Annotated in this window: 12 protein-coding genes and 1 tRNA gene; 5 read left to right on the forward strand and 8 right to left on the reverse strand. The window is 58.6% G+C overall.

The genetic code is table 11. The features are described 5' to 3' along the window. Complete coding sequence (locus B5D61_RS21270) at positions 1–1,362, reverse strand: muramidase family protein (protein WP_078815459.1); 1,362 nt, start codon at positions 1,360–1,362, stop codon at positions 1–3. Positions 1,363–1,425: 63 nt separating this feature from the next. Between B5D61_RS21270 and B5D61_RS21275 the strand changes: the two genes are divergently transcribed. From B5D61_RS21275 to B5D61_RS21290, 4 genes are all read left to right on the forward strand, one after another. Continuing rightward, positions 1,426–2,286, forward strand: coding sequence for an N-acetylmuramoyl-L-alanine amidase family protein (locus B5D61_RS21275; RefSeq protein WP_078815460.1), 861 nt, complete (start codon positions 1,426–1,428; stop codon positions 2,284–2,286). A gap of 71 nt (positions 2,287–2,357) precedes the next feature. Next, positions 2,358–3,107, forward strand: a complete 750-nt coding sequence (locus tag B5D61_RS21280; protein WP_078815461.1) for an amino acid ABC transporter permease — start codon at positions 2,358–2,360, stop codon at positions 3,105–3,107. Beyond that, complete coding sequence (locus B5D61_RS21285; protein WP_078815462.1) at positions 3,097–3,834, forward strand: amino acid ABC transporter ATP-binding protein; 738 nt, start codon at positions 3,097–3,099, stop codon at positions 3,832–3,834. The genes B5D61_RS21280 and B5D61_RS21285 overlap by 11 nt, the downstream gene beginning before the upstream one ends. Positions 3,835–4,001: 167 nt before the next feature. Then, positions 4,002–4,718: a class I adenylate-forming enzyme family protein gene (locus B5D61_RS21290; RefSeq protein ID WP_078815463.1), complete on the forward strand. Its 717-nt coding sequence runs from the start codon at positions 4,002–4,004 to the stop codon at positions 4,716–4,718. 1,092 nt (positions 4,719–5,810) lie between these two features. On the opposite strand, the gene B5D61_RS21295 is transcribed toward B5D61_RS21290, so the two are convergent. The 7 genes from B5D61_RS21295 to dapB all read right to left on the reverse strand — a co-directional run bounded on the left by B5D61_RS21295 (position 5,811) and on the right by dapB (position 12,314). Continuing rightward, positions 5,811–5,885, reverse strand: a tRNA-Val gene (locus tag B5D61_RS21295). A gap of 105 nt (positions 5,886–5,990) precedes the next feature. After that, positions 5,991–6,971 (reverse strand): hypothetical protein, encoded by a 981-nt coding sequence (locus tag B5D61_RS21300; protein WP_139373413.1) that lies wholly within the window; start codon positions 6,969–6,971, stop codon positions 5,991–5,993. A gap of 76 nt (positions 6,972–7,047) precedes the next feature. Further along, positions 7,048–8,472 carry a DUF1501 domain-containing protein gene (locus B5D61_RS21305; protein ID WP_425440078.1) on the reverse strand — a complete coding sequence of 475 codons (1,425 nt, stop codon included), beginning with the start codon at positions 8,470–8,472 and terminating at the stop codon, positions 7,048–7,050. A gap of 74 nt (positions 8,473–8,546) precedes the next feature. Next, complete coding sequence (locus tag B5D61_RS21310) at positions 8,547–10,406, reverse strand: hypothetical protein (RefSeq protein WP_139373414.1); 1,860 nt, start codon at positions 10,404–10,406, stop codon at positions 8,547–8,549. 7 nt (positions 10,407–10,413) lie between these two features. Continuing rightward, positions 10,414–10,914, reverse strand: coding sequence for an RNA pyrophosphohydrolase (locus B5D61_RS21315; RefSeq protein ID WP_078815467.1), 501 nt, complete (start codon positions 10,912–10,914; stop codon positions 10,414–10,416). Between the two features lie 124 nt (positions 10,915–11,038). Continuing rightward, on the reverse strand, positions 11,039–11,563 hold the full coding sequence (gene folK / locus B5D61_RS21320) for a 2-amino-4-hydroxy-6-hydroxymethyldihydropteridine diphosphokinase (RefSeq protein WP_078815468.1): 525 nt from the start codon (positions 11,561–11,563) through the stop codon (positions 11,039–11,041). Positions 11,564–11,576: 13 nt separating this feature from the next. After that, the gene (gene dapB, locus B5D61_RS21325) at positions 11,577–12,314 is read right to left on the reverse strand and encodes a 4-hydroxy-tetrahydrodipicolinate reductase (RefSeq protein WP_078815469.1); all 738 of its coding nucleotides are present in this window, start codon (positions 12,312–12,314) and stop codon (positions 11,577–11,579) included. A 103-nt stretch (positions 12,315–12,417) separates the two neighbouring features. Between dapB and B5D61_RS21330 the strand changes: the two genes are divergently transcribed. Continuing rightward, positions 12,418–13,011: a serine O-acetyltransferase gene (locus tag B5D61_RS21330; protein ID WP_078815470.1), complete on the forward strand. Its 594-nt coding sequence runs from the start codon at positions 12,418–12,420 to the stop codon at positions 13,009–13,011. The last annotated feature ends 190 nt before the right edge of the window (positions 13,012–13,201 follow it).

Here is a 13,201-nt window from a genome sequence, read left to right on the forward strand (position 1 = left end):
TCAATTCAGCGACACAGCTCCGAGGGAGGGAACCACGACTTCATCCCCCTCCTTCAGTTTGGCATCTGGAGCCATTTTGTTCAGCTCACGGATTCTCTCTGGGGTGGTGTTAAAGAGGTTGGAGACGGTATGGATGTCATCCCCACGCTCCAGGCGGTAGGCCACGATGCCGCGGCGATTGCTGCTGACGGGAGCGGAGACTGGCTTCGGCGCTGGCGCAGATTCCGGTGCCGGAGCCACCGTGGCAAGCTGGGGCGCCGGGGTGGGAGCGGGGGCTGGAGAGGTGGCATAGAGCCCCGCTCCAGGCAGAGGCACCGTATCTGAATCCGCTGGTGGATACACTGGAGCAGGACTGCGTGGGGCGGGAGACGCAGAGCCTCCCGGCACGAGGAGCTTCTGACCTGGAGCGATCAGATTGGCGTCTTTCAGCTTATTGGCGGCGGCCATGCTGGCGGTGGAGACACCGTAGCCTTTGGCGATGGCCCCCAGGCTTTCCCCAGGTTTCACAATGTGCAGGCGTGCGCTCATGCTCTGGCGCTCATTGGGCAGCACGGCGGGGGTGGTGCCCACCTTTTGACCGGGGATGACGATACGCTCTCCCACCAGCAGGCGGTCGGGATAAACGGAGGGATTAGCCCGAGCCAGCGTGTCCATGGTCAGCCCATGGGTCTGAGCGATCTGGGAAAAGGTATCTCCTGGACGCACGATGTGGGCTCCGCCGGAGGGCGACTCCTGCAGCAGCGAGATGCCACTGTAGCCAGGGATGATCAGGGACTGCCCCACTGTGATGGTTTCTCCCGAGATACGATTGGCCGCCTTCAGCTCATTGATGCTGGTATTGTGCCGCTCGGCGATGCGCCACAGCGTATCCCCCGGGCGCACGGTGTAAACACCGCCGTCGGCGTGACTGCTGCCCTGGCCTTGGCCGCCTTTGCCAAATTCCAGATGGTTTAGCCGCTGATCCTGGCGGGCGTCATTTTTCTCCAGACGCGCCACCTTCGTCTCCAGGCTCACGGGTTTTGAACGCGTGCTGGTCGTGGAAGAGGTGTTGCTGGTGGGGGACTTCGGCTTGCTCGGGGTCGAGGTGGGTTTCACCGTCGGCGGCTTGTAGTTCGGCGGCGTGCCAAACCCGGGCTGGTATTGAGGTGTCGAGTTCAGGGTGGCCTGCCGTGTCGTTCCCGGGGGAACATAGGCGGAGCCAGCCTGGCGATAGTAAGGCTGCTGGACGGCCCCAGGGGCACCCACGCCAGCACCTGCTGGAGGGTAATTCTGCGCCTGCACCTGCGGAGCGGTCCAGATGGCAAGAGCCGCTAAGAGCCAACGCGGGTGCTTCGGGAAAAAAACAGCAGGCAGCGCTTTCATGCGCGCATTTTAGTGATTATAATAGTTAAGGCCAAGAGATATTTTAAAATAACGAACAATTTTTTGAAAAAACGTCGGTCCAGCCCTGCCACAGTAAAGGATACCCTCTTCGGGGAATATCTGCGCGGGACGCTGTCTTACCTGGCCCTCGGGGCGGTTTTTCTGACATTGGGCTGGCTTTCCGATCGCCTGGAGGCCGTCCCAGGGATTCAACTCAACCCCTGGCAGATGGACGCTCCGCTCATCGTGGTGGATGCGGGGCATGGGGGGCATGATGGCGGTGCTGTTGCCGGAGGGGCGCTGGAGAAGGAACTGGCCCTGAAGCTGGCCCTGGACCTACGCGGCCAACTGCTCGCCCATGGGATGCGTGTGAAAATGACCCGTGAGAGTGATGTCTTTCTCCCCCTGGAGGGGCGGGCCGCCATCGCCAACGATCTCCAAGCCGACGCCTTCATCAGCCTTCACCTCAATACCAGTGCCAATCCCGACGTCAGCGGCATCGAGACCTATTTCACGGAGCATAAGACACTGGCGGCTCAGCGCGCCCTCCAAGCCCGGTGGAAGCTGACCTCCAGCGCGGTGAAGGATCTGCGCGGACGCTGGTTGGCGGCCTCCATCCAGCAGCAGCTCTGCACGCTCACCCAGGCGGTGGACCGGGGCATCAAGGAGCGGAACTATGCGGTGGTCACCCGCACCCAGGTGCCAGCCGTGCTGGTGGAGTGCGGCTTCCTTACCCATCCCGATGAAGCGGCGAAACTGAAGCAAGCGGACTATCAGAAGCAGCTCATCCAGGGCATCAGCACAGGCTTGAGGCACTTCCTCCAGGCGCGTCAAAACCAGCCTGGCAAGGGGATCGAGGCCCTGAGTGATCCGGCTTTGGCCGCCACTCAAGAGGAAGCGGGCGCAGAAACCACTGCTCCTTAGCACCAAGCCGACACCGAGGCTGGCAGTCTTAATGCTTCATGCTATAAACCTCCGGCTTTCTTTTGATTCCCATGCTTTCCCTCACTGCCCGTAGCCTATTTTGGACCTTGGTCCTGCTAACGGCGGCTGCGCTAGCTTTATATTTCACCTTCAGCACGGTGCATTACCGGTGGAATTGGGAAAGTGTCTGGACCTATCGCTATCAATTCGCATGGGGCTGGCTGACCACTATGGCTATTTCAGTGGTAGCCATGGTTTTAAGCGTGCTCGTAGGATTCGCCCTGATGTTGAGTCGGCGCAGTCCTATTTTGCCACTTCGCCTCTTCGCCACTGGCGTGGTCGAGTTACTCAGAGGCTCTCCCCTCCTGGTGCAACTCCTCATCGGCTACTACATCATCGCCACGGCGCTCCAGGTGAATGACAAGCTGCTGGTGGGCACCCTGCTGCTGGGGCTGTTTGAAGGGGCTTATCTTTCCGAGATCTTTCGCGGAGCCGTAGAGAGCATCGGCGCTACCCAGCGTGAGGCGGCCCGGGCCGTGGGTTTCAACACGGTGCAGACCTACCGCTATGTTATCATCCCCCAGGCCGTGCGGCGCGCTCTACCGGGGACCACAGGGCAGCTCGTCTCCCTCATCAAGGACTCTTCGCTGCTCTCCGTCATCGCCATTGAGGAACTGGTGCAAAAGGTCCGCATTTTGAACAGCAGCAGCTACACCGCGCTCGAAGGTTACCTGCCCTTGGCTGCCGCCTATCTCATCGTTACACTGCCCCTTTCCTGGTATGCCGGGCGCTTGGAAAGGAGGTTCGCCTATGAAACTTGAAACTCTGAACGTGGTGAAACGCTATGGCAGCTTCGCCGCGCTGGATGGCGCTAGTTTCAAGACCGGTGATGATGCCCGTGTCGTGGTGTTGCTCGGTCCCAGCGGCGGGGGAAAATCCACCCTCCTGCGTGTGCTCGGCGGCCTGCTCATCCCTGACTCCGGGGACGTGCGGGTCAATGACCAAGCCTTACCTCACGACCCGGCTGGCGCTCTCGGCACCCTACGGCAAAACGGCTTCGTCTTCCAGGGCTACAATCTCTTTCCACATCTGACCGCACAGCAAAATGTGGCCCTACCGCTCACCGTCGTGCACGGATTCACAACGGCTGCCGCCCAAGACCGCGCCCACGAGTTGCTGACGCGTCTGGGCCTCGCCGACCATGCGCACAAGCGCCCAGCCGAACTCTCCGGCGGGCAGCAGCAGCGGGCCGCAATCGCGCGCGCGCTGGCTTCCCGACCTCGCCTCCTCCTGCTGGATGAGCCCACCTCCGCTCTGGACCCGGTGATGACAGGGGAGGTGCTGGATGTCATCCGCGAACTGGCCCAGGATGGCCAACAGATCGTTCTGGCCACGCACGAAGTCAGCTTTGCCAAACAGGTGGCTGACTGGGTGGTCTTCCTCGCAGAAGGAAAAATCCTCGAATCTCGACCAGCAATTAAGTTTTTTACTGATCCATTGTCATCTTTCGCGAAGGACTATTTGACGGCGATCTTAAAATATCGTTGAATCCGCCAGTCACATTGGCCCGGACTAAGCTGCATCCGATGATGAAGCTCAGTTCAAAAAAATTATAAACTTGGTAACTGCTTTCTAAAAACAGAGTAGCGCCTCTGTAAACACCCCCAAATGCGGGAATTCCTGTTGCTAAGATTCACATTCATTATAAAATCCATATGATGCTAAATCTTCCAGAACCTCAGACCGGTCTTAGTGTCTCCCCCTGGATGGATGCACGGCCCAAAGGCCCCTTCCACCTTAGCGCTTTCCTGGCGGATGCCGCCGAGCGCACGCCGGAAACCACCCTCACGGTGGACGGCATGGAACTCACCTACGAGCAAGCCTGGATGAACGTCCTGCGCATCGCGACTTGGCTTCAGCAGAACGGTGTAAATCGTGGCGACAAAGTCGTCACCGTTCTGCGTCACAGCCCGGATTTGCAATTGATCACCCTCGCTGTGGCTCACATTGGCGCTGTGATCTCCGTAATCTCCCCGCAGATTCGTCAGCCCGCTTTCCAAGAGATCCTGGAAGAAGCTGAGCCGGTGTGCATTTTCCTCGAGCGCACAAGCCGCCATCTCAAAGCTGTGGCGGACAACATCCTCACCGTCTGGCTGGGCGAAGGCCTCAACGGCGGTAACTGGGATGAGGCTGACTTCAGTGAAGTGATGGAAACTCGTCCTGCCTGGGGCATGCGTTTCCCAGGTAAGTCTGAAGATCCTGCCTTCCTGGTGTTTTCTGACCGAGCCAACGAAGGCCATCAGCGCGGTGTGCTCCTCTCTCACGATAAAGTGCGCAGCATCCTCTCCCATCAGACCACGCCGAGCCGAGACATCCTCTCCGTCTTTGAAAGCGCCATGGATGAGATTGAGGCCCTGCCTGCAGCCGCGTAACATCGTCCGCCTCACTATTCGAGGCTCCTTTAATCGCCCAAGCTTCCACTCGTGAGGCTTGGGCGTTTGCTTGGCGAGGATAAGGGAGGTTTCAAAAAGTTGCAAAGTTGCCACCCTATACACGGCAACTTTTCGGGCTTTTACCGTTCACCGTTGAAATACAACCTGTTAGGCAAAATGACGCATACCAGGGAAAATGTTTCCATGTTTCCACCCCTAGACATGGAAACTTGGAAACATTTCAGGGCTGGCTTCTGATCGAATTTTTACGCTCCGTTAACACCCCATCGCAAAGTTGCCGAGTTGCCATAGCTAAGCACGGCAACTCGGCAACTTTGAGTCCTCATCACTGTCTGGTGAGAGCTCGTGGACGTATTCGAACAACCCTGCGTAGGCCTTAGCGAATATATGTGTCATTATGTCACTATTAAACGCTAAAGAGGGTATGAATGATATGAAGAGATACCCACAATCACATCATTTGTTAGCTATCATTGAATGTAAGGTGCTGGCACTTGGAGAGCCAGACAACCTCATTCAATCCTTCTGATCGACGACCGCTGAAGGGAGATCGAAAAGTTGCCAAGTTGCCGTGCTTAGCTACGGCAACTTGGCAACTTTTTCACACGTCTATCGAGGGGCGTTGAGACGGTGGGTTATCCACTCCACGAAGGTCAATCAGGTCCTCCATGACCGTGAAGAAATGTTTCCATCCCTAGACATGGAAACTTGGAAACATTGACATGCCGAAATCCCGAGCTGGCTTTCAGACAAGCTTGAGGCATCTCCTGACAAAGTTGCAAAGTTGCCGTGTATAGCTGGGCAACTTTGCAACTTTTCAGATCGAGCCCATCTCCATCGAAACACATCCGGTTAGGCAAACTGAAACAAGGCATCGACAGCTTCACACAAATCGGGTCTCGATCAGCACCCACGGGCTTGTTTTGATTTCAGGTGTCTCGCCGGGATTTCGTGCCTTCTCGCGTTAAACCCATCTCATAGGATCGGGCGAGCTCACCACGGAACCCCGCTTTTGTAGAACAAGGCTGATCTGCGCTCGCGTGGGGCTTTATAAGCCAGAGCGCCTAAAAATGGTGCACGGAGAGGGATTCGAACCCCCGACCAACTCGGTGTAAACGAGCCGCTCTACCACTGAGCTATCCATGCATCTGGAGTCCTGGATATTTCGAGAAGGATCGGCCTCATGCAAGGGAAGATTTCATCTGGGCATCAAGTTAATGCCCGTCCTTGACGGATCAGATGCCCATGGAATCACATGCCGATGTCGCCCTCAGCGAGCACGGTGTGCTTACGCACGTGCTGGAAAGCGGGTGGCAGCAGGAAATAGTGGCAGACCTCTTCCTGCCTGCGGAGCAGGGCGGGCATGCCAAAGAACGCAGGCTCTTGCTCGAAGTCTGCAATGGTGAGCAAACGCCCATGGTCGTAGGGGAGTAAGCCCGGATCTTGGGTGACCGCCCCGATCAGGGCCAGCAGCTCATGGCTCTCCTCACGCGTGGTGAAGGTCTCCACCACGTCCCAGGCAGGCAGCCCTTTGCGACGACGTGGGGTGATGAATACAAAGGAACTCAGGGTGCCTTGAGCATCCACCACCCCAACGAAGTGGTGCTTTCTCACGGGAGAGGCTTGATACCACTTTAAAGAGTCCAAGGAGACCCACTTCTCCAGTCGTTCCGCATCGCGATAAGGCCGAGCGAGTTGATGCACCTCGGTCAAGTCCTTGATGACACGGAGGCTGGGGTCCAGTGAGGGCCAGCTCTGCAAGCCATTGAAGCAGGCCAGTTTTCCCAGGGCGAGATAATGGCAGGTGATCTGAGTTTCCGCACGGGCACCCAGTTTGAGCAATGCCTCACGGATACGGGGCAGCGGAGTGGAGTGAACGATGAGGTATTCTTTCATCAGTTCCCGCTGAGCGAGAAACATCTCTGCGGCGATCCGGGGGTAATCCTCATGCACCCGGAAGCTGGTGGCATAGCCGCCCTGCACAGGCTGCCCCTGCCACGCAAAGAGGGCCGGGATGCCCCCTGCAAAGCCGATGACTTCCCCCTCCTTCAGCGCCACGTAACCCAGGTGAGACTGGGGGCTGCGGACAGGATTCTCATCCCACCAGTGGGTGAAGCGCTGCCGCCAGAGTTTCACTGGCACATCAGGCCAGCCTTGATGCAGAAATTCCGCCAAGGCTTCACGCGCAACGACGCCGTCTTGGTAAGGAATGATCTCAGGGCAAGCGCTCATCAAGGTGAACTTAGCCTCCCCGATAAAGCCGAAGACATGAAAATCCAACAACAAACAAAAATCTTACATTGGAGCCTCAGGCGAGGATGGGTCGCACGACCTCTCCATGCACATCGGTGAGCCGAAAATCCCGCCCCTGATAGCGGAAGGTAAGTCGCTCATGATCCAGCCCCATCAGATGCAGCAGCGTGGCATTGAGATCATGCACATGCACGCCATTCTCCACCACATTGAAGCCCATCTCATCGGTGCGGCCGTAAGTGACGCCTGCCTTCACGCCTCCTCCGGCGAGCCACATGGTGTAGGCGTCTTTGTGGTGGTCTCGTCCTGCGGCGGTTTGTTTCCCCTCCCCATCCGCGCCCTGACGGAGTGGCGTGCGGCCAAATTCACTGCCCCAGACCACCAAGGTTTCATCCAGCAGGCCACGCTGCTTGAGATCACGCACCAGCGCGGCCATGGCCTGATCCACATCCTTGGCCTTAGCAGGCAAGCGTTTATCCAGCCCGCCATGATGATCCCAGTCAGAATCATAGAGCTGGACCATGCGCACACCGCGCTCCACCAGTCTGCGGGCTAACAAACAATTGTTGGCAAAGGATTGTTGCCCGGGCTTCGCGCCATACATGTCCAGCGTGGCAGCGTTTTCCTGAGAGATGTCCATCAGTTCAGGCACGCTGGCCTGCATGCGATACGCCATCTCATACTGACTGATGCGGGTGGCGATCTCGGGATCACCCACCAGACCGAGCTGGCGCTCATTCAGCGCCCGCACCGCATCCAGCACCTGCCGGCGATCCTGTGCCGAGTGTCCCTTGGGATTGTTTAAAAACAACACTGGCTCGCCACTGCTGCGGAACTGCACACCCTGATACACGCTGGGCAGGAAGCCGGTGCTCCACAGCGCTGTGCCAGCACCTCCGGGCGGCCCCGAGAGCAAGACCACATAGGCGGGCATATCGCGATTCCCACTGCCCAGACCATACGTCACCCAGGAGCCTAAGCTGGGGCGTCCACCCTGGCCGAAGCCAGTATGCAGAAACATCTGTGCAGGAGCATGGTTGATCTCATTCGTATGCATGCCCTTCAGCACACAAATCTCATCAGCTACGGTGGCCAGATGAGGCAGTAGCTCAGACATCTCCTGCCCGCTCTGACCATGCTTTTTAAACTGATAGGTGGAGCCCGCGAGCGTCATCTCTCCGCCGATGAAGGCAAAGCGCTTTCCCTTCAGCAGTTCCTCTGGGCACTTTTGCCCGTCATGCTTCTGCAGCACCGGCTTGTAGTCGAACAAGTCCAGCTGTGAAGGTGCCCCGATCATGTGCAGGTAGATCACCTGCTTGGCCTTCGGGGCAAAGTGGGGGGCCGCAGCCGCCAGCTTCTCCATGGGAGACTGCGCGGGCAGATCACGGGCCAGCAGCGAGCCCAGTGCGGCGGAGCCCAGAGTCAGACCGCTCTGGGTGAAAAAGTGCCTGCGTGACACATGGAGGAAGTCAGGCTTCATCATACCCCTATAACGCCACCTTCCGCCGGGCGGCTTTCAGGCGAAAACCGCAGTCGCCTTGTCTGATCCCGCCTTCACTTCTTCACCGGAGCTGCTACGGCAACCCCCAGGCTGACGGTAGGCTCACGATCATCATTCAGCGGTGGGTTGGTGGGCCTCCCGCCTTCCTCGATCAGGTTCACCCCCACAGAATAAACCAGACCGCGATCCCGATCATACAGCAGTGCCTCCCCCGAAAAGGGATCGAGAGGCACCGCCGAGAGATACTGCGGCACCAGCTCGCGCAGTTCCTTCGGCAGCGAGCGCTTCTCCGCTAGATAACGCCGCAGCGCGAAGAGGCAGCTCACCAGCCCATGCCGTGCCTTGCTCAGGCTATGCTCCTGAGGCAAGGCGAGGTAGCCCTCGATGTGATCACTGAAGTAAGTCTCACCGCTGGAATTGGGGTGATAAAAGCGCGGGGTCGTCAGCCGGATCACCGGCTCCACACTGACGGAGAGGCGGGTGTAAGGAGGCCGTGTCACCTCATCTCGAAGCTGGCGGAAGGCATCGGCAAAGAGACTGAGCGTCTCATTCATTTTAAAGAACAGCCTCCCCGGACGCTGGTGGAGCTGACCGCCGGGCATGGTGTCTAGGAGTTCCCCGCTGGCTGGGCCTAGCAGCAACTTCTTCTCATGCACGTAGTAAGCGGCGCTGGCCTGCTTCATCACCTCATCCCGTGGCTGACATTGGGTGAACTCGGTCTGAAACCGTTCCAGGGTGGCACCATCCAAATGCGTGGTTTTAAGCAACTCCGCCAGCAACTGCACCGCATCTCCATGCAACTCCATCGCCCGATGCATGTAGCCGGGCCAGGCCCAAACCTCCTGAAGACGTCGGCTCAACTCCGCCAGATCAATGGCTGACACGAGAGCGGGCTCCTCATCGCCACGCCGCTCCAGGTAAGCGGACTGCGCCTGCAAGAGGAGCCCCACGTAAGACCAGGAGCGGTGTTGACTGAGATCCTCCCGATGCCACTCGGCATGATGCGGATGCCAGTCATAGTCCTCCAAGAGGTCCCGCAGATTATCGAAAGCAGTACCATTTGACCTAACCAAGAGTGCTAAAGAAGGCGTATCCCAGGTCCAGGCAGACTGATCCTGCAAGGCCGTATTTTCCGGGGGCTGGATGGAGTCTAAAAAAGCGCGCAGCTTTTTCACCGCTTGGGTGGTGGGGGATTGATCGAAGGCCATGACCGGCCGTAAATCCTCATCCGATTCACGCGGCGTATCGTGCAGATAAATCCATGCCAGCAGGGTAAAGCCCAGGGTGCCTAAGCTCAGGGAAATGAGACTGCCCCAGGCATAGTTGTTGGAGCGACGCGGGATGCGCTTGCGCACAGGAGGGCTCACACTCTCCACATCTTCACTCGGAGGCTGGGGCTTCTCCGGCACTGGCGGAGCCGAGCGGGCGGCTTGCTTCGGCACGCCTACGGAACGCGGCACCACGCGGATCTCGGCAGGTGCACTCCCCGTCTTCATGGCCGGAGGTGGCTTCGCCACCGTGGGGGGAGGACTCGCGGGTGCCGGAGCCTTGACGGCTTCCAGAGGGGTCCGCCGGGGAGGTAACATGACCGGGGCTTTCACCGGTGGCGGAGGGGGATCTTCCTCCGGCTCCTCTTTCTCGAAGCGCAGGATCATCTGCCCTAGCCCCAAAGGCTCTTCGGCCCTTGCAGGACTGCTGCCTCGTGCTTCGGCCAGATCAGGCTTCGCGTGAATGTCCTCTGGAGCTTCTGCATCCTCAGCCAGACCGATCCGCTTCCGCCATTCATCATCCGGCGGGATCCATTCATCTTCACATCCCCACGGAGAACTCCAGCCGTCATTGGGCAGATTCCACGACATCGCCCCCAGGGTCGCTCTGCCCCTGAAGCTGTGGCGATGTGCATTCTCTGTCATACCCGGGTCATGAGACCTTAGCGCTTAAGTCCACTCCAAAGAAGTCTAAAAACACCTGATGATAAACCGCACGTTTAAACTTGGGCACCCACTCCATCTTGAACGCTTCCGGCTTGATCCAGCACCAGCGGCTGAACTCCTGATGCGTCGCCGCCAGATTGACATCACTGTCCTGCCCCAAAAAGCGGCAGCGGAAATAGGTCTGCTCCTGGCCGCCATAGATGCCGTATTTCAGCCGTCCCTTGGCAAAGGCGTAACGGTACCCCCCTCGCTGCTCCAGCAGTTCCACCTTATCCCGGGTGACCCCGATCTCTTCCGCCATCTCACGGAACATCGCCGTTTCTGCATCCTCCCCATCATCAATGCCGCCCTGAGGGAACTGCCATGCTCCGGGGATATTGATGCGCTCCGCGACAAAGATTTCATCACGGTCATTCATGAGGATCACACCCACATTCGGGCGATAGACAATGGGAGTGGGAATGGGCAGAGGAGACTTATCAGGCATTGGGGGGCTGAGGCAAAATACGACATCAATCCTCGCTGTCATCCCCGAGGTCGATTTTTAGACCCGCATGAAGTCTCGCATGTGAGAAAAATGACACACAGGGGCGTCGCCGCCTTTGAGTCCATCAGCTCAATCGATGCTTCCAGTCGCCCCCATAACGCACGCTCTCCGGCGGACAGGGCAAAGCAGCCAGGGCTTCCGCAGGGGTAAGGGATACCCCCGGGAGATGCAGATGCGGTCGGATCTCGGCGAGGGGTTGCAAAACAAAGCGTCGCAGATGCAGGCGCGGATGCGGCACGGTCAGCACGGGATCATCGCTGTGGTAATCGCCTGCATAGAGGAGATCGAGATCAAGGCAACGCGGGGCATTTTTTTCCCGCTGGAGCGGCCGTCCCATGAGAGCCTCCACCGCCACCAGATGCGCATGCATTTGCTGAGGTGTCAGGTCCGCCTCGACCTCGATGACCGTGTTTAAAAAAGCCTGCGTGCCCGGTGCACAGTCCACCGGCTCCGTCTCATACAGCGACGCAGCAGCGGTCAGCCGGGCCTGCGGAATCCGTGCCAGCAGATGATCCACACCTGCCTCCAGGTGGCGCTGGCTGTCTCCTTGATTGGAGCCCAGAGCGATCCCGAAAGCAGTTAGAGGCATGGATTCAAAGAGGTTACTTCAGGCCCAGCACATCCTGCATGTCATAGAGACCTGCAGGCTTATCGGCCAGCCAGCGCGCGGCGCGCACCGCCCCACCGGCAAAGGTATCGCGGCTGCTGGCCTTGTGAGTCAGTTCCACACGCTCGCCCACATTGGCAAAGACTACGGTGTGATCTCCCACCACATCCCCACCCCGCAGAGCGTGAACACCGATCTCCTTCGGCGTGCGGGCACCGACATCACCGAAACGACCATGGCGGCAGTCGGAGTCATAGGACAGGCCACGCACGTCGGCGAGGATCTCCACCAGCGTGCGGGCGGTGCCGCTCGGGGCATCCTTCTTCATGCGGTGATGCATCTCGATCACTTCGAGGTCAAAGTCAGGCCCGAGCAGTTCCGTGGCCTTGCGGGTCAGCCAAAACAGGGTATTCACGCCGACGCTGAAGTTGGAAGCGAACACGACTGGGATCACCTTCGAGGCCTCGCGGATGTGTGCTAGTTCCTCATCAGTATGACCTGTGGTGCCGATGACTAGGCTCTTCTTCAGCTTCACCGCTTCGGTCAGCAACTCATCGGTGAAATGGTGAGAGCTGAAATCAATGACGCAATCGCACTTCTCCAGGGCAGGAGCCAAAGCGTCCCCCAGATCAATCGTCGCTCCGACAGCCACACCCTGGGCCTGGGCCGCACTGATCACGGCCTGCCCCATCCGGCCCTTGCTGCCGGTCACTAGAAGTTTGAATTCGCTCATAAGAGCCGTGGAGATAGCCAGTTCTGAGGGGATTGCAACCGCCCGCCGGAGTGAAAAGACTTAACCCCTTGTCATCGCACCTCCATGATTTATATCCAGCCTCATGACCTTCACCGAATGGAAGCAGCACGTGAAAGCAGACCAGTTTCGATACGCTGGCAGCCAGGGACGAGGTCCATTCATCCGCACGTGGTTCTCTGAATCGGGCTTCAGATTCACCCTGGTCATGCGCTTATGCCGCTATCTACGCTCCCAGCCCTGGAGCCGCTATGGCCTCTACCATCTGTGTTTGCTATGGCACCGCCGCCAGCAGGTCCGCTATGGTGCTTACATTGATTTCATGACCGAGATCGGTCCCGGCCTCTATCTCGGGCATCTGGTCAGCATCGTGGTGAATCGCCGGACGGTCATTGGCGCCAATTGCTCCATCAGTCAGGGCATCACCTTGGGCCAAACCAACGCCCGCAGTAAGCGCCCCGGCTGCCCCAGTCTGGGAGATCGTGTTTACATCGGGTGCGGTGCCGTGGTCGTGGGTGGCATCCATCTCGGCAATGACAGTGCGGTGGCCCCCAATGCTGTGGTCATTCGGGATGTCGGGGCCAGTGAGGTGGTGAGCGGCAATCCTGCCACGGTGATTTCAACACGTGGCTCAGAAGGCTATGTCTCCCACTGTGCTGAGATACCCGAAGCGAAGTAGGCACCCCTGGGCCCAACTTAGGGCCAAAGAGCTTTATCCCTCCTCGGCTTTCCCCTTCCGCACCCCCGACCCGAGGAAGAAGATGATGAGCGAGGCTCAGAGCATGGAACTGCCAAGGAAGAAGAAGCCGAAGGAGTAGGAGCCTGTGCTGGTCTTGATCCAACCGAGGATGGACGGCCCTGCCTCGTTA

Origin of the sequence: Prosthecobacter debontii, from assembly GCF_900167535.1 — a bacterium.
Lineage (GTDB): Bacteria > Verrucomicrobiota > Verrucomicrobiia > Verrucomicrobiales > Verrucomicrobiaceae > Prosthecobacter > Prosthecobacter debontii.

Coding starts and splice junctions, on each gene's coding strand:
- B5D61_RS21300 (WP_139373413.1), bottom strand. CDS start 6,971: ATGAGCGCTTGCCCTGAGATCATTCCTTACCAAGACGGCGTCGTTGCG.
- B5D61_RS21290 (WP_078815463.1), top strand. CDS start 4,002: ATGATGCTAAATCTTCCAGAACCTCAGACCGGTCTTAGTGTCTCCCCC.
- B5D61_RS21305 (WP_425440078.1), bottom strand. CDS start 8,472: ATGAAGCCTGACTTCCTCCATGTGTCACGCAGGCACTTTTTCACCCAG.
- dapB (WP_078815469.1), bottom strand. CDS start 12,314: ATGAGCGAATTCAAACTTCTAGTGACCGGCAGCAAGGGCCGGATGGGG.
- folK (WP_078815468.1), bottom strand. CDS start 11,563: ATGCCTCTAACTGCTTTCGGGATCGCTCTGGGCTCCAATCAAGGAGAC.
- B5D61_RS21310 (WP_139373414.1), bottom strand. CDS start 10,406: ATGACAGAGAATGCACATCGCCACAGCTTCAGGGGCAGAGCGACCCTG.
- B5D61_RS21285 (WP_078815462.1), top strand. CDS start 3,097: ATGAAACTTGAAACTCTGAACGTGGTGAAACGCTATGGCAGCTTCGCC.
- B5D61_RS21330 (WP_078815470.1), top strand. CDS start 12,418: ATGACCTTCACCGAATGGAAGCAGCACGTGAAAGCAGACCAGTTTCGA.
- B5D61_RS21270 (WP_078815459.1), bottom strand. CDS start 1,362: ATGAAAGCGCTGCCTGCTGTTTTTTTCCCGAAGCACCCGCGTTGGCTC.
- B5D61_RS21315 (WP_078815467.1), bottom strand. CDS start 10,914: ATGCCTGATAAGTCTCCTCTGCCCATTCCCACTCCCATTGTCTATCGC.
- B5D61_RS21280 (WP_078815461.1), top strand. CDS start 2,358: ATGCTTTCCCTCACTGCCCGTAGCCTATTTTGGACCTTGGTCCTGCTA.